Annotated in this window: 13 protein-coding genes, 2 tRNA genes and 2 riboswitches; of the genes, 12 read left to right on the top strand and 3 right to left on the bottom strand. The window is 62.4% G+C overall.

The genetic code is table 11. The features are described 5' to 3' along the window. The 4 genes from VJ604_RS02985 to VJ604_RS03000 all read left to right on the top strand — a co-directional run. Nucleotides 1-816: DUF4382 domain-containing protein (locus tag VJ604_RS02985; protein ID WP_324079901.1), on the top strand; the 816-nt coding region annotated here is incomplete at its 5' end. Nucleotides 817-1212: 396 nt separating this feature from the next. Continuing rightward, a riboswitch (cyclic di-GMP riboswitch) is annotated at nt 1213-1290 on the top strand. A 145-nt stretch (nt 1291-1435) separates the two neighbouring features. Beyond that, on the top strand, nt 1436-2125 hold the full coding sequence (locus tag VJ604_RS02990) for a cyclic di-GMP-binding domain-containing protein, MshE-related (protein WP_324079902.1): 690 nt from the start codon (nt 1436-1438) through the stop codon (nt 2123-2125). Between the two features lie 14 nt (nt 2126-2139). After that, nucleotides 2140-3084 (top strand): diguanylate cyclase, encoded by a 945-nt coding sequence (locus VJ604_RS02995; RefSeq protein ID WP_324079903.1) that lies wholly within the window; start codon nt 2140-2142, stop codon nt 3082-3084. A gap of 519 nt (nt 3085-3603) precedes the next feature. Further along, nucleotides 3604-4323 (top strand): DUF3793 family protein, encoded by a 720-nt coding sequence (locus VJ604_RS03000; RefSeq protein WP_324079904.1) that lies wholly within the window; start codon nt 3604-3606, stop codon nt 4321-4323. 14 nt (nt 4324-4337) lie between these two features. Here VJ604_RS03000 and VJ604_RS03005 read toward each other — a convergent pair whose 3' ends face one another. Beyond that, a complete protein-coding gene (locus VJ604_RS03005; RefSeq protein ID WP_324079905.1) occupies nt 4338-5624 on the bottom strand; it encodes a DUF4388 domain-containing protein in 1287 nt (428 codons plus the stop codon). A 106-nt stretch (nt 5625-5730) separates the two neighbouring features. Further along, nucleotides 5731-5806: riboswitch (cyclic di-GMP riboswitch) on the bottom strand. A gap of 322 nt (nt 5807-6128) precedes the next feature. On the opposite strand from VJ604_RS03005, the gene VJ604_RS03010 reads away from it, so the two are divergent. Next, nucleotides 6129-6392 carry a hypothetical protein gene (locus VJ604_RS03010; protein ID WP_324079906.1) on the top strand — a complete coding sequence of 88 codons (264 nt, stop codon included), beginning with the start codon at nt 6129-6131 and terminating at the stop codon, nt 6390-6392. 83 nt (nt 6393-6475) lie between these two features. Here the strand turns inward: VJ604_RS03010 and VJ604_RS03015 are convergent. Beyond that, nucleotides 6476-6552, bottom strand: a tRNA-Arg gene (locus VJ604_RS03015). Nucleotides 6553-6633: 81 nt separating this feature from the next. Next, nucleotides 6634-6709, bottom strand: a tRNA-Asn gene (locus tag VJ604_RS03020). Between the two features lie 370 nt (nt 6710-7079). Here VJ604_RS03020 and VJ604_RS03025 point away from each other — a divergent pair. From VJ604_RS03025 to VJ604_RS03055, 7 genes are all read left to right on the top strand, one after another. Continuing rightward, the gene (locus tag VJ604_RS03025; protein ID WP_324079907.1) at nt 7080-8120 is read left to right on the top strand and encodes an energy-coupling factor ABC transporter permease; all 1041 of its coding nucleotides are present in this window, start codon (nt 7080-7082) and stop codon (nt 8118-8120) included. A 624-nt stretch (nt 8121-8744) separates the two neighbouring features. Continuing rightward, nucleotides 8745-11228, top strand: coding sequence for a right-handed parallel beta-helix repeat-containing protein (locus VJ604_RS03030; protein ID WP_324079908.1), 2484 nt, complete (start codon nt 8745-8747; stop codon nt 11226-11228). Continuing rightward, nucleotides 11225-11968, top strand: a complete 744-nt coding sequence (locus VJ604_RS03035; RefSeq protein WP_324079909.1) for a carboxypeptidase regulatory-like domain-containing protein — start codon at nt 11225-11227, stop codon at nt 11966-11968. The genes VJ604_RS03030 and VJ604_RS03035 overlap by 4 nt, the downstream gene beginning before the upstream one ends. Nucleotides 11969-12073: 105 nt before the next feature. After that, nucleotides 12074-12634 carry a glycine betaine ABC transporter substrate-binding protein gene (locus VJ604_RS03040; RefSeq protein ID WP_324079910.1) on the top strand — a complete coding sequence of 187 codons (561 nt, stop codon included), beginning with the start codon at nt 12074-12076 and terminating at the stop codon, nt 12632-12634. A 16-nt stretch (nt 12635-12650) separates the two neighbouring features. Beyond that, entirely contained in the window at nt 12651-13652 is a 1002-nt protein-coding gene (locus VJ604_RS03045) for a HoxN/HupN/NixA family nickel/cobalt transporter (RefSeq protein WP_324079911.1), read from the top strand. After that, nucleotides 13649-14203: a tetratricopeptide repeat protein gene (locus VJ604_RS03050; RefSeq protein WP_324079912.1), complete on the top strand. Its 555-nt coding sequence runs from the start codon at nt 13649-13651 to the stop codon at nt 14201-14203. The genes VJ604_RS03045 and VJ604_RS03050 overlap by 4 nt, the downstream gene beginning before the upstream one ends. Further along, nucleotides 14200-15189, top strand: coding sequence for a right-handed parallel beta-helix repeat-containing protein (locus VJ604_RS03055; RefSeq protein ID WP_324079913.1), 990 nt, complete (start codon nt 14200-14202; stop codon nt 15187-15189). Before VJ604_RS03050 ends, VJ604_RS03055 begins: the two co-directional genes overlap by 4 nt. Nucleotides 15190-15242: the final 53 nt, after the last annotated feature.

Genomic DNA, 15242 nt, shown 5'->3' on the forward strand with positions numbered 1-15242 from the left:
GGCACCTTTTCCAGCGTGCATATCAAGGTAGTCAAAGTGGTCGCCGTCCCCGCCGGCAAGGAGGGACTCGCTGACAACGACGCCGGCCTGCCGGTCGTGGCTAATCTCGGCGACGGGGTGGATGTCAACATCCTGAACCTCCACTTCATCCCCCAGATCCTGGGGAGCACCGCGGTCCCGGCTGGCAACTACACGCAGCTGCGGCTCATCCTGGCGCCCAACCAGCCCACCTTGAACAACTACGTGATCCTCACCTCAGCTCCCGACCAGAAACAGCCACTCACCACCCCGAGCGCGCAGCAGTCCGGGCTGAAGATCGTTGGGAACTTCACCATTACCGCTGGCGCCCTCAATACGGTGCTGCTCGATTTCAACCCCAACGACGCCATCGTCTTTGCGGGGAACTCCGGCAAGATCATCCTGAAGCCGACCGGCATCAAGCTGATCCAGGTCTATAACTCGCTGGACAACGCCGGCGCGGTCTCCGGAGTGATACGCTCGCCCGCCTTCAGCAAATGGTCCAGCGCAGTTTTGACCGTGGTGCCGCGCAATCCGGCGGCGGGGCCGGTGACCGCCGGCGTCATCTTCAGCAATTTCAGCAGCCCCAGCGTCTGGAAAGCTCCCTTCACCGCCTTCCTGCCGGCCAACGGCTCGAGCGCGGTACCCTCGGCCAACTACAAGGTGTTCGTGCAGGCGACCGGTTCCGGCGGGCTGCAAAACGGCGCCTTCAGGCTCTACTCCTCGCCCGCTTTCAGCGTCAGTTCCGGGGTCGACACCCTGGTACCGCCTGACGGAACGGTCCTGCTCACCCCGTGACCGGGTGACCAGACCGCGACAGGAAAGGCCCGCCCCGCGGCGGGCCCTTTTTGCCTCGCATCCGGCCCCAGCAGGGCATTTTCTCCCCCACCACCGGGCAGCTGACACCCTGCACAGCCCCTCTAGGCAAGGACAACCACATGTAACTCAATTAATATCTCACAGAAATTAAACACATCTCCGAATCGTGGTCCAAATATTTTCTTCGCTGTCATAGCATTTTGCATTTGACTCATAGAATTTGTGAATTATACTTGCACGAAAACACTGTGCGCTCTAACAAACTGTTTCTAACAAAATATCACCAATATCACCGGGCACTGTGTCACGCCCGGCGAGTTTCACCCAGTAAGAGCCAGAACTGCATAGAGAACCGCTCCCTGCAAGCGGGGAGATCTGTCGAAACGGCAAAACCAGAGCGATCTGGTGACGCAAAGCCACGGGTCCATGTAACAGGACAGCCGGGTTACCGAAACAGCGGATTCTTTTCGCGTTGCCCCCACGGCAGCGGAACAAGCGTCTCCTATTCGATACCGGAGGCGCTTTTCGTTTTTTGGCGCCCGCTTGCAGCGCCGCAGTGAGCATGACCATGCCGTAGCCCGGTCAGAAGGAGGCTAACATGTGTCGGAAAGCCAGCAGACGGCCGATCGGCCGCATCCTCAAAGACGGTGGATTCCTTACCGATGCTCAGCTCGCTGATGCCCTGGAGGAGCAGCGGCAAAGCAACGAGCTGATCGGGCAGGTGCTGGTGAGAAGCGGGGTGCTGACGGCGGGCGAGGTCAGGGCGGCCCTGGCGGTCCAGGAGCAGGTGGGTGACCAGGAGCAGGCGATCAGGTTGGCGGCGGGAGTGCGCCTGCAGTTGGGAAGCCTGCTGCTGAAGGCCGGCAGGCTGAGCGAACAGGAGCTGGAGCGTGCGCTGGCCGAGCAGCAACGAGGCGGCGACAAGCTTGGTGAGATCTGCCTGCGCCTGGGACTGCTCACCGAGGTTGAGCTCCAGGGGCTCCTCGCCTTCCAGCGCAACCAGTGCCCCGACCGCCGCCACGCCTCACCGCTGAGGCTGGGGGAGCTTCTGGTCAGTGCCGGCCACATCTCCAGAAAACAGCTGGTGGATGCCCTGCGCAAGCAGGCGGGCACCCGCAAGACGCTGGGTGAGGTGCTGGTAGAGGAGGGGTACGCACTGCCTGCCGAGATCAGCCACGGCGTCCGCCTGCAGGAGCTCCTGATGAGCTCGGCACTGGCCGCCATCTTCTCCGCATCCCCGTCCAGATCCCCCCAGAGCGGAAGCGACGCCGTCCCTGCCGGCGTTTGAAGGGAGCTGCGGACATGACCAATTACCTTTTAGTCATCGACGACTCCGAGATCATCCGCAAGCAGGTGAGCGGCCTCCTGCTGGAGGCCGGGCTCTTCGCCAACTGCCTGACGGCCAGCAACGGCATGGAGGGGTTCAAGTACCTCACCGCCTCCCCCGCCGACCTGGTGATTTGCGACCTGGACATGCCCTATCTGGACGGGCTCAAGTTCCTCCGACTGGTGAACGCACAGCCCCAGCTGCGCGGCATCCCCATCGTGGTGCTGACCGCCAACCACGACCGCCGGCTGAAGCTGGACGGCCTGGCGCTAGGGGCCTGCGACTACCTCACCAAGCCGTTCGACCCCGAGGAGCTGGTGGCCCGGGTGAGTAACCACCTGGGCATGAAAAAGTTCAGGGACGAGCTGAGGCGAGCCAAGGATCATTACCAGCAGCTCTCCAACACCGACCCGCTCACCAATCTCTACAACCGGCGCTTCGCCGGCGAGATACTGGAGGCCGAGCTGCAGCGGGCCAGGCGTCTTAACTGCGAGCTGTCGCTGCTCATGGTGGACATCGACCATTTCAAACGGGTCAACGACCGCTATGGCCACCAGGCGGGGGATCGGGTGCTGGTTGCGGTCACCGAGGGGCTGCGCAGCGCGCTCAGGAGCTACGATGTCGCCTCCCGCTACGGCGGGGAAGAATTCCTGATCATCCTCCCCGGCACCTGCCCGGTGGCCGCCCTGGAGGTCGCCGATCGGCTGCGCGAGTCGGTGGCGTTTCTGCGCTTCCCGCCCCCCATGGAACGGCTCAGGGTAACGGTCAGCATCGGTGTGACCAGCTTCCCGGTGGCGGAGCACGACGACTCCTGCGCCCTTTTCCAGCGGGCCGACGATGCCCTCTTCCTTGCCAAGGCCAACGGCCGCGATCGAGTGGAACAGCTGCGGGAAGCTCCCCCCATCCGCTGCTCCGGCTGAGCGGCGTCTCTTCACCCGCCAGCTCACCGCAATTAGCCCCACCACTACCAGGCAGGCTCATGCTGCGCACGGCGAGCCTGCCCGATCTACCTCCCCCGTCCCGTTGTGACCTCCAGTCACCTGCCGCGCCCCGACCCAGCTACCCCTACGTCCAGTTACCTCAGCCAACCCGAAATCCAGCTGCAGATGAGAGGGGCTGCCAGCGGTGACCGAGAAGTCACTGGCAGCTCCCGAGCGTGTCCCCTGCCGCCGGCAGGGGGCGGGAAAATGCTCTGTCTCCAAATTCTTCTTGACCGGGGGGGCCGTTTTCCATTATTAGATGATAACGCTTTTCATTATCATATCAATAAATACGCCGACCGCCCGTCGACAGCCCTACCTGTGCACGCCTCCGGAGTTGCCGGCGGAGCGCTTCCACGGGACGGCATGCGGCGAGTCGTTGAAAATGATTTTCTTTATCCGGAGTTCGAAATCGGTAGCAACGCTGCAACAGCTGGAATGGATGAGGAGGTGGGAGAGATGTACAGCGTCAGGAGAAATGCGGAACAGGGGAGCGGGTCGGCAACTGTACGCCCGTGCTGGAGTGAGCTGTCGCAGCGCTATCCCAACGAACGGGAGTGCCTCGCCTCCTTCATCGCGCTGGAGAGCGCCGAGGTGATAGCCGGGGAGAAGCCCGCCAACCTGGTCTGCATAACCAACAAGGCCCGCTCCTGCGGACGCAACCTCTACCAGCTCTGGAGCAAGCACGGCGCATCGCTGATGGCCGAGAGCTGCCTGCGCGCCTCGGTACTGGCCGACCGCGGCGATTCCATCCTGCTGATGTTTTATCGTCCCGAATCCCTCCAGGAACTGCTCCGCCGAAAGGCCGTGGCGGCCATCCTCGGCAAGGTGGGGTATCCGGAACCGGAAGATCCCGCCAAGGCCCTGGCGGCGCTCACCTCACGGATAGCCGCCGAGGCGGGCTCCTTCCCGCACGAGATCGGCGTCTTCCTGGGGTACCCCCTCAAGGATGTCCTCGGTTTCATGGGGTGGGGCAGCCACCGTTTCACCTGCCAGGGGCCGTGGAAGATCTTCGGCAAACCGGAGGAGAGCTTGAGACTGGCCGAGATCCATCGGGAATGCCGGTGCGGCATGTCGTCTCTGCTCAGCTCCGGATGCGACCCGGTCCTCTGCCTGCGCGGGGGTGCTACCGGCCACACCGTTGCCGGAGCAGCCGTCTCCGCGAACACCCTCCACTAGCAACAAACTGAGAATTAGCCGGCGAACTCCCGGACCACCGCTTTACTGCGCAGATACCGCAGCAGGGCCAGAAACGGCATACTGAAGAGAGCGGTCCTCAGGAGGGCGTCCCCCGCGCCGATCGCGTAGTAGTGAAAGGACGGCGTCTCGGCGAGCCGCAGCCAGGAGAAGAACTGTGCCGTCTCGTAGGCGGCGCTCACCGCGACGCCGGTCGCGGCCGCCACCTGCATCTGCCTGCGGGAGTTGAGTCGCAGCAGTTGGAACCGGCGGGCGACCATGAAAAAGAAGGCGCCGAACAGGGTAAACAGCCAGGGGAGAAAACCGAAGCGGAAGAAGACCGCGACCTTGGAGACCGGCTCCCCTTCGGGAAGCATCTTTTCCCACTCCCCACCATAGTAGGCAGTTAGCCCGTAGAGGCCGTAGCAGAGAAGTGCCACTCCGAGCAAGGAGCAGACCGCCCCGACGTAACCGACCCACAACGAGACCTGATTTCCCTCCCCGCACTGCGGGCAGACCTCGAAGGGCTCGTTGTCGAAGGTTGAATACCGGCAGGCTGGGCAGACCTTCATCATCCTGTGCGACCAGATGGCAACCGGCACGTCGACAGAAAAGGTGTCGTCGTTTTTGCCAGGGAGGGAGGCGGCGGTGGACGCTTTAAGGGGTGCTGGCGGCTCAGCGGCTTTCTCGGGGAGCTGAAATACCTGGCGCACCGGATCGCCAGCTGGGTTGGTGCGGTCTTGCAGTGGCGCTTCAGCTTCCGCCTCCTCGTCCGCCAGCTCTCCGTCCCGCTTTTTCTCATCGAAGAGGCGCAGGGCATCCATCAGCACCCCCTGGGTGTCCACGCTTACCTCCCTCAGCAATTTTTCCGGATAGTAGGTAAAAGCGTCCACCGGCATGGGGGCCACCTCCATGGTGAAGGTTCCCTTCTTCCAGGTCAGAATCTCCACCACCACCTTTTCGATCAGTTGTTCCAGCCCCCGGTAGGCGTCCTTCTCATTCACCAGGCCAAGCTCGAGGAGGGTGATGATCAGCGGCTTGCGTTTGGCTCCGGCGTAACCCTGCGTCAGCAGCGCCTTGGCCAGCGTTTCAGGGGTGATGATCCTGAGGTCGATGAGAACCTGGCCGAGCCGCGTGCTGCTGTTCAGGTGATTGGCGCTGACCATGTAGCCGTCTTTGAAGACCAGTTGGCTCTCCCCCTTGCGGCAGTTGACCCGCAGTATCCCCGACTTCCGGGTTTGATGCAGAAGCTGCAGCACGTCGACAATCGGCAAATGTTCCAGGTTCCCGGCAAACGAAATCATAGCTACATCTCCCAGCCAAGGAGCCTCCTCTACGGGGTAGCTCCCTTTTTCTCCAGGGGTCGGCTCCAGGCAATAAAAAAGCCGAGCCCCGAAATCATGATGATATTTCGGCGACCCGGCTGTCTCGGTGAGACCCGTAGGCTTTCCGTCCCACCCTCGCGGGTGGTTTAGTATTATCGATACCTTTGAATTTTGGGGTGTTTGTGGCAGCAGGGTAAAGCGCACCCAGGGCAAAGTCAAGGGAAAATCCAGGGAGTTACCGCCCACTACGCCATGCGGAGACAGACAGCCCTTTCCTGATTGTACTTAGGAGAAGATGCTTCTCTTAATACCGCCAAACTTAGCATTATCACGCTGCAAAAACACAGTTTTTACAACATGTTAAATAGTAGTTGAGTTTGTATACTTGTAATATAAGATGCGCAATTCGCTTTAAATAGTGAAATCACAACATCAGTAAAGGGTCAAATAGTGCGGGTCAGCATCGTTAAGAAGATAGAAATTTTGACAATCAGCATCGTGGTCACCGCAGTAAGCATCACAACCTACATTTCGCTCGCGAAGATGCGACAGGAAATGGTGCGGGTGGCAACTGCATCACAGGAAAGCAGGATAAACACCTTCTGGCAACTGCTCAGGGAAAAGGGACCGCTGCAGGCCGCCGCCCACCTGGAAATGGTCTCCAACCACCTGATCAGCCAGGTGGACGTCCTGCAACAGGAAACCGGCGCCTTCACGCTGTACAGGACCCACCGCGCCCATAACTAAAGAAGGCCCTCAGCAGTCGCTGTGGGCCTTCTCCTTTTTTACAAAAAAAAGGGCCACGGCCAATGCCGTAACCCTTATTTTTTTGGCGCGCCCGGAGCGATTCGAACGCCCGACCCCAAGATTCGTAGTCTTGTGCTCTATCCAGCTGAGCTACGGGCGCCAACTGAGGTCAGCCCGGCAATGGACCCGGACTGGTGAAAAAAGAAGGCTCACAGTTTCGCTGTGAGCCCTCGTTGTTTGATGGCTCCCCAACCCGGACTCGAACCAGGGACATGGTGATTAACAGTCACCCGCTCTACCGACTGAGCTATTGGGGAAAATGTTACTGCAAGTTGTTAACCTCGCAGACTTTTCCTCCGTTTTACCGGCACAAGTATCAGCGCTTGAAACCGAAAAACGGTGCAGCCAAAAAGTTCAACAGGTATAGCATGGGCCGCTTTCGGTGTCAATAAAATTTTCAGCCAGCTCCCCTGCTCAGCAAAACCGATCTCCTGACCAAGAGGGGCCGCACTATATTCGCAGGAACCTCTCCCTAAGACGCGGAAGAATATGCTGATTTTTCTATCTGCTACCCGTGAAAAAAAATTTTAATGCTTGACAGGAGGGCTGTCGTCCAGTATTCGTAGCACGAATGTGAATTTAGTGTCACCGGTTCGGTGTTAGCCGCAGCATAAGAGGAGGGACATCATGCACATGGCAGATGCACTGCTGTCTCCCGCCGTCGGCGGAACCATGTGGGCGGCTTCGGCAGGCACTATCGCCTACTGCTCCAGGAAGATTCGAACCGGGCTCGACGACCACAGGGTTCCGCTGATGGGGGTTCTGGGCGCCTTTCTGTTCGCGGCGCAGATGATCAACTTCACCATCCCCGCCACCGGTTCCAGCGGCCACCTGGGAGGCGGTCTGCTGCTTGCCATTCTGCTCGGCCCCCATGCCGCCTTCCTCACCATTGCCTCCGTTTTGATGGTACAGGCGCTTTTCTTTGCGGACGGCGGCTTGCTCGCGCTGGGGTGCAACATCTTCAACATGGGGTTCTTCCCAGCCTTTGTAGTCTATCCCCTGGTCTACAAGCCTCTGGTCGGCGCCAATCCTACCCGTTCCCGCCTGACTGCCGTGACCATGCTCTCCGCAGTACTCGGGCTGCAACTGGGACCGCTGGCAGTTGTCCTGGAAACCTGCTTCTCCGGCATCTCGTCACTTCCCCTTAACTCCTTTTTGCTGCTGATGCAGCCGATACACCTTGCCATCGGCATAGTGGAGGGGCTGGTAACGGTGGCGATCGTCCTGTTCGTCCGGCAAGCCCGGCCGGAAATCATGCAAGGGGCGGTGGACGCCACTCCTTTGGGAGGGCGTTCCCTGCGTGGCGTTGTGCTTGCCTTTCTGGGGGCCGCCGTGCTGACCGGGGGCGTGCTCTCCTGGTACGCCTCCAAAAATCCGGACGGGCTGGAATGGGCGATCGCGAAGATTTCAGGAAAGAGCGAACTTCCCGGCCCGGAAAACGGATTGCACAAAATCCTGGCCAGCTTGCAGGAGCGTACGGCGATCTTCCCCGACTATGATTTCAAGAAAACGAAGGCGAAGGCTGCCAAGGAAGAGCCCAAACCCGACGCCGCCCTACACCCCGGCACCAGTATTGCCGGGATTGTCGGCGGTTTCATCGCCTTGCTCTTTGCCTTTTGCTGCGGACATCTGCTAAAAAAGAGAAAGCCGGCGACTGAACAGTCTTAGTCTGTAGCCGTTTGGCGTGGACTCTGCCTAAACCACGTCCTTTGACGCTGTTTTTTAGGCAACTCCTGATAATTTTTTGCAATATCACCCTCCACTTCCCTCGCGTGTTGCGGATTTCCTTACGTTAATACCACCTGCCCATTACGATTACCCCAGACTCAGCGCAACTTCCATAAAAGGCACCAACTTTGCTTGTGCATTATGCGCTGGCCGAACATGCTACGCATCGATACAGACTCATCATCACTTGAAAGCGCAGAAGGCAGGTCAAGCATGACGAAATGGACCTACTTTTAAGCGGCATGCAAACACAGAAGGTTCGGCCGGAGGCGGTATGTACCCTCACCATCACCCCCCCGCTAACCAACGACATCTGCCGTTCACGCCAGCCCGCGGGGCCCGTACCCTGCCGGGCTCCTGCGGCTGCCAAGCCTCACGCCCTGCCTCCGGATCCGCATATGCTCCAGCGTACCTTCTCGCCGCGGATCAAAAAAAAATATCTATATTTCCCATGAATGCGAACAAATTGTGGACATTCCCACAATGGTTTGCGTACAATGCGCGCCATCAGCTCCCGGAGGATCCGGCCGGCGACCAGTAAAGCCGCGCCGTAACGCACAGTCTATGCGAGTTTGCTCCAGCATAATCGTTTTCCTGGCGGTGGCCCTGCTGCTCATCGCTCTCCCAGGCGTCGCGTCCGCCATGGTGCTCACCGCCGACACGCTCTGGAAGGGGGAGGTGACCCTTGCCGAGGACGTGCTGGTGCCGGAAGGGGTCACCCTGCGCATCGCCCCGGGCACCGTGATCCGGGTCGCCGCCGCCGAGAGCACCAAGACGGAGCCGGAATACCTGTCGCCGCTGACGGAGGTTACGGTGCGGGGCGCGCTGGTTGCCGAGGGGAGCGCGGCGGCCCCCATCAGCTTCGTCACCGCGGCCCCCCCCCGCGAGAGCGCCTGGGCCGGCATCCTCATCGACGGCGGCCGAGTCACGCTGAGCCACTGCCGGGTCAGCTCGGCGGAGTCGGCACTCTACCTGATCGACGGGAGCCTGCAGATGAACGACAGCACCCTGACCGGCAACCGTTACGGAATGGTGCTCCAGGGGGAGCGGGCGCGCTTTGCCGGCACGGGGAACGGCATCAGCGGCAACGATTACGGGTTGATCACCTTCCAGGGGGCAGCACCCGCTGCTGCTGCGGCCGTCAAGGGGAACCGCAAAAACGACACCCTTTCCCTCAAGCTCTCTCCGCTCGCCGCAGCTCCCCGCCCGCCTATTGAGCCGGCGGTGGGCGGGGAGCGCCGCAGCTACGGCGACACGGTGCTGCGGGGCGATACCGTCTGGTCCGGCCGCATCGAGGTGACCGGCACGGTGCGCGTCCCGGAGGGGAGCCGGCTGCTGATCCTGCCCGGCACGGTGGTCGAGTTCGGCATGCACGACACCAACGGCGACGGCATCGGCGAAAACGGCCTGCTGGTGCAGGGGGTGATCATCGCCAAGGGGAGCGCCGCCCTCCCCATCGTCTTCCGGGGCGCCGGCCAAAGGCGCAGGGGTAACTGGGACTCCATCAACATCATGAACAGCGACGGCACCTGGAACGTCATCGAGCACTGCCGCATCGAGGACGCCTACCGCGGCCTCCACTTCCACTTCTCGCGGGTGGCCGTCACCGACTGCGAGTTCAGCAACAACTACCGGGGCGCCCAGTTCCAGGAGGCGACCGTGCTGTTGCGCGGCAACAGCTTCCACGACAACAAGAGCGCCCTCCAGGGGCGGGACTCCGACGTCACCCTGAAGGGGAACCGGGTCAACGGCAACCTGCAGGGGATCAACCTGCTGCGCTGCAACCTGGTGGCGCGCGGCAACCAGGTCACCGGACAGTGGCGCGACGGCGTGAGGATCAGGGAGGGGGCCACCGTGCTGGAGGAGAACCTGATCGACGGCAACCGCTACGGACTGCTCCTCTCCGACTCCTATTACGGCAGCTACGCACGGAACAGCCTCAGCAACAACGCCGAGACCGGCTTGGCCCTGAAGAACGTGGACAACGTGGAGATCGCCGGCAACTTCATCGGCGGCAACGGGGTAAGCGGCATCACCCTGCAGGAGGCGCGCGGGCACATCAGTGGCAACCTGATCAGCGACAACGGAGACAAGGGGATCGGCGTGCTCTCCTTCACCGGGGTCATCGAGGGGAACAACCTGGCCGGCAACGGCCGCTGGGGGATCGACCTGGACGGCCCCGGCGACGTTTCGGCGCCGCGCAACTGGTGGGGCGGCAGGAGGCCGGCCGAGGTCATCTCCGACAAGGCGATCGACCCCGGCAAGGGGACCGTCCGCTGCCCGGAGGCCGCTCCGGCCCCGCACCGTTTCAACTGGCCGCTGCCGACCATGCAGACGGCGGCGACCTGGCGCGGCGAGATCGGCATCGAAAAGGAGGTCCGGGTCGTCCCCGGAGCCACCCTGAGCGTCGCCCCCGGCACCAGGGTCGCCTTCGCGGCGGGGGCCGGGCTCGCCGTCACCGGAAAGATCCTGGCAGAGGGGACGCCGCAGGCCAAGGTGACCTTTACCGCCCAGGCGGCCAACTCAGCGCGCGGCGCCTGGGAGGAGATCATCCTGGAGCACGCCGACGGCAGCGTCTTCTCCAATTGTGTGGTCGAGAAGGGGAACTGGGGGATTCACAGCCACTTCAGCCGGCTTACCGTGAGCGACTGCACCTTCCGGGACAACAACGGCGGCATGCGCTTCAGGAGCGGCCCCATCGAGATCCGGCGCTCGCTCTTCACCGGCAACGGCATCGGCATCCGCTCCTACCGCGGCAACGTCCTGGTCGAGGGGAGCACGGTGACCCGCAACGACACGGGGATCTTCGTCCGGGAGAAGGGGGGCGGGGTGAAGCTGCGCAACAACAACCTGTTCGCCAACGCCGACTATAACCTGCGGCTGGGCGACTTCAACGACGAGGACGTGGACGCCCGGGAAAACTGGTGGGGGAGCGAGCAGCCCGCCGCCACCATCTACGACGCCAAAAACGAGCCCGGCATCGGCACGGTCCGCTTCGAGCCTTTCCTTAACCGGCAGGTCCCGCCCGCCGCGGAGGTGCCGCTGTGAGAATCCTGCGACTTCCCCTCCTGTGGCTCCTGCTCTTCGTCGCGCTGCCTGTCGGGCGGCCGGCGCAGGCTGCCGATTTCCGGCTGAGCGGCACCATCCTCGACGACGCGGGGAAACCGGTCAAAGGGGGCGAGGTCTTCGTGTACGACTCGCCCAAGACCAGGAGGGCCGCGGACTTCATCTCCCCGCGCAGCGACGCCGCCGGCCGCTATCAGGTGGAGATCCCGGCCGGCAAGTACTGGCTGGTGGCCCGTCTGCGCGACGCGGCCGCCAACGCCCCCTTCTCAGGGGTGCAGAAGCATTCCGGCGAGGCAACCGAACTGGACGCCACCGCCGGCAACCAAGGGACCGTCGACTTCACGGTGTCCGAGGTGCGCGCCCTGGCCCGTCGCCAGCGCAAGCCGCCCGCGGAGTTCCTGAAGCTCGAGGGGCGCGTCCTGGACGGCGAGGGAAAGCCGCTGGCGCACGCCTACGTCTACGCGCTCAAGGAGGGGAACCTCTCCGGCCTTCCCGATTACCTCTCCTACCAGACCGACGAGGACGGAGTCTACGTCCTGCAACTCCCCCCGGGAAGCTACTGCCTGGGAGGAGCCATCTCCTTCCCGCCGGAGACCGGCAGCGACTGCAAGAAAAAATTGTTGGAAAACGCGACAATAGGTGTTGCCATGGACGTCAAATTGAAATACGCTAACAAACCTGAAAAAGGGGGGAGCGCCGGGGAAAGCGGCGCCGACGATTGATCTCTTTCATGAACGTAGTCTTCGCTGTCCTCAACCATCCCATCTGAAGGGGCACGTTGACCTTTTTGGCTAACGGTCCGTAGCCGGGCCGACTAGGAGGGCTCTATGAGAAAAGTTGCTATCGTGGTGCTGGTGCTGGGGATGTTCCTACTCCAGCAGGGCGCGCAGGCGTGCGTCGGCAAGACGCTTGTGGTGGGTATCGGCAGTTCCCCTGCCGGGGAACTCTTTGCAGAGATGATCTCCGTGCTGGTCAACGAGAGGACCGGCACCTCGGTAAAGATCGTCTCCTATAAGGACTCCAAGGAGATGTACGCCGCGGTGAAGAGGGGTGAAGTCGGCATCGTGATCGAGCAGGCCGACCAGGCTCTCAAAGTCCTGGCGCACCCCGCAGAGGCCAGCAGCAAGGCCGCCTACGACACCGCGAAGAAAGAGTACCGCAAGACGCTGAGCATGGTCTGGCTCGAACCGTTCGGCTCCAGCCAGTACTACGCCCCCGTCCTCACGCTCGACACCATCGGCAATCTGCCGGCTCTTCCCAAACTGGTCAGCAAGCTGGGCGGCGTGGTCAACGATCAGACCTGCGCCAAGCTGCTCAAGTCGGTGAGCAAGGACCAGAAGGCCAGGACCGTGGCCAAGGACTTCCTGAAGAGCAAGAAACTGATTTAGGCAGGGGGAGCGACGAATGGCAATCGGCAGTTTCGGATGGTTCGGCATTTACAGCGCCGCGTTTCTCCTGGGCATCGCCCACTCGCTGGAACCAGGGCACGGCAAAACGGTGGTCGCCGCATATCTGGTAGGCTCCAAGGGACGCGCCATCGACGCCGTCATCCTCGGGCTCACCGTCACCTTCACCCACTCCTTCAGCATCATCGTGCTGGGCATCATCGCCAAGGTGTCGTCCAAGTACTACTCGGAACAGCAGATTCACGGCTGGATGGGGATCGTGGCCAGCCTGATCATCCTGGGCATCGGACTTTGGATGCTCAGGGCACGCTGGGCCGGGCTACGCGATCCCTCCCGCGCCCACCACCACTTCCATCTCTTCGGTGGACACAGCCACGGCCATTCCCATGCCCCCGTGCAGTTCGCAGCCGCCCATGCCCATGGCGCCGGGGAGCTTCACGTTCATGACCACGGCGACGGCGTCCACGATCACGATCACGACCACCTGCACCTGCACGACCATGTGCACCTGCACGACCATGCGCATCCGCACCCACACCCGCATCCGCATGAGCACGCGCATCCGCACGACCACGCGCACGACCATGTGCATCCGCATGAGCACCCGCACCCGCACGAGCACGCAGATCCGCAGGCGGCCGGTCATCACCACCACAGCCCCGCATCTCCCGGCAACAAGCAGCTGGGCCTCACCGGCCTGATCCTGCTCGGCGTCTCCGGGGGGATCGTCCCCTGCCCCGCCGCCCTCGCCATCCTGCTGGCGTCGGCTTCGGTCGGGGACCTGGGCAAGGGGCTGGCGCTGGTGGTGGTCTTCAGCATCGGGCTGGCGCTGTCGCTGGTCAGCATCGGCATGGTGATCGTGAGCGGCGTCAGGGGGGCCGGCAAGTTCATCGACACCGAGAAGTACGCGCCCAGGGTCGCCTTCGCCAGCGCCGTCATCGTCACCGCGGTCGGCGCGGTCACCTTCTGGTCGTCCCTGAGCCACCTGAACCTGATATGAAACGGCGCGCACCCTTCATATTCCTGCTGATCGCCCTGTTCCCGGTCCCGGCTCACGCCCACCCGGAGACCGGGCTGCTCCCGGACGCCATCGCCGAGATGGAGTACCAGATCGTCCTGGACATCACCCCGGGCGACATCAAGACCAGGAACAAGCTGGGGATGGTGCTCTGCCGCAAGAACAAGCTGAAGGAGGCGGCCGGAGCCTTCGGCGAGGTGCTGCGCGCCTCTCCCAACGACTTCGACGCCCACAACGGCATGGGACTGGTGAGGCTCAAGGAGAAAAAGCCCGCCGAGGCGCTGATCTGGCTCAAGAAGGCTGCCGCCATCAACGGCGAGGATACCCAGGTCTACGGCGACCTGGGCGCCGCCTACGAGCAGACGGGCAACCTGGCGCAGGCGGAGTCGAGCTACCGGAAGGGGCTGGAGGTGAACGCCTCCCTGATCCGGCGCGGAGCCAACAAAGAGACCGAGAACGCCAAGCGGACCGCGCTCCAGGCGGCGCTGCGCAACGTACAGGCCAAGATGAAAATGGCAAAGGAGACCAAATGAGGGGCATGAAATCCATCCTCTGTGCATTACCCGCTGCGGCCATCCTCGCGGCGTCGCTGTGCCAGGCAGCACCGTTGAAGCTCGGCAAGACCGAGCTTGCCAAGGACACCGCCTGGAGCGGCGAGATCGAGGTGAGCGGCGACGTCTTTGTCCCCCCCGGCGTCACCCTGACCGTCGCCCCCGGAACCAGGGTGGTCTTCAAGAAGATCGACGGCACGAGCGACCAGAACATGTTCGGCACCGACAACCCCTACTACGCCCAGGCGGAGATCGTGGTGCGCGGCAAGCTGATCGCCAAGGGAACCGCGCAGCAGCCGATCGTCTTCACCTCGGCTGAAAAGAAGCCGCAGCCCTCGGACTGGGGGGCCATCAACTTCCTCGGCTGTAGCGGCAACCTCATCGACCACTGCAAGATCTCCTACGCCTACAACGGCGTCCACGCCCACGCGGCCCAGGTGACCATCACCAACAGCGAGTTCTTCAACAACGCCGTCGGCATCAGCGTCAAGAAGGAGGACGAAGTGGCCGGCGTGGAGTGGTACGGCAGGGAGGCGGACATCACCGTCACCGGCAACTACATCCACGACAACAAGGGCGGCCTCAACTTCCGCCTCTCCCGCGCAGTCATCACCCACAACACCATCACCGGCAACAAGTTCTTCGGCATCTGGCAGAAGGGCGCCTGCCGCGGTGAGATCAGCCACAACGAAATCTCCGGCAACCACAAGGGGATCTACCTGTTCCGCTCGCAGGGGACCGAGATCACCCAGAACAACATCCACGACAACGGCGACTACAACATCGCCATCGCCGACGAGCAGGAGCGCGACCAGCCGGCGCCCTTCAACTGGTTCGGCACCAGCGACAGGAAAAAGATCGCCGAGGGGATCTTCGACCACAACAGCGATCCGACCGTGGCGCGGGTGCTGGTCGAGCCGTTTCGGCAGGAGCCGGTGCCGGACGCCGGCGCGGGAAAAGGGAGATAGGCGCCATGTCCAGGATAATCAGGAATCAGGACGTTCTTTGGCGCGAGGAGGAG

This window comes from Geomonas sp. (assembly GCF_035254065.1).
Classification (GTDB): Bacteria; Desulfobacterota; Desulfuromonadia; order Geobacterales; family Geobacteraceae; genus Geomonas.

Excerpts from the sequence above, each read along its gene's own strand:
- VJ604_RS03025 (WP_324079907.1), top strand. The coding sequence starts at position 7,080 with ATGCACATGGCAGATGCACTGCTGTCTCCCGCCGTCGGCGGAACCATG.
- VJ604_RS03040 (WP_324079910.1), top strand. The coding sequence starts at position 12,074 with ATGAGAAAAGTTGCTATCGTGGTGCTGGTGCTGGGGATGTTCCTACTC.
- VJ604_RS03050 (WP_324079912.1), top strand. The coding sequence starts at position 13,649 with ATGAAACGGCGCGCACCCTTCATATTCCTGCTGATCGCCCTGTTCCCG.
- VJ604_RS03055 (WP_324079913.1), top strand. The coding sequence starts at position 14,200 with ATGAGGGGCATGAAATCCATCCTCTGTGCATTACCCGCTGCGGCCATC.
- VJ604_RS03030 (WP_324079908.1), top strand. The coding sequence starts at position 8,745 with ATGCGAGTTTGCTCCAGCATAATCGTTTTCCTGGCGGTGGCCCTGCTG.
- VJ604_RS02995 (WP_324079903.1), top strand. The coding sequence starts at position 2,140 with ATGACCAATTACCTTTTAGTCATCGACGACTCCGAGATCATCCGCAAG.
- VJ604_RS03000 (WP_324079904.1), top strand. The coding sequence starts at position 3,604 with ATGTACAGCGTCAGGAGAAATGCGGAACAGGGGAGCGGGTCGGCAACT.
- VJ604_RS03005 (WP_324079905.1), bottom strand. The coding sequence starts at position 5,624 with ATGATTTCGTTTGCCGGGAACCTGGAACATTTGCCGATTGTCGACGTG.
- VJ604_RS02990 (WP_324079902.1), top strand. The coding sequence starts at position 1,436 with ATGTGTCGGAAAGCCAGCAGACGGCCGATCGGCCGCATCCTCAAAGAC.
- VJ604_RS03045 (WP_324079911.1), top strand. The coding sequence starts at position 12,651 with ATGGCAATCGGCAGTTTCGGATGGTTCGGCATTTACAGCGCCGCGTTT.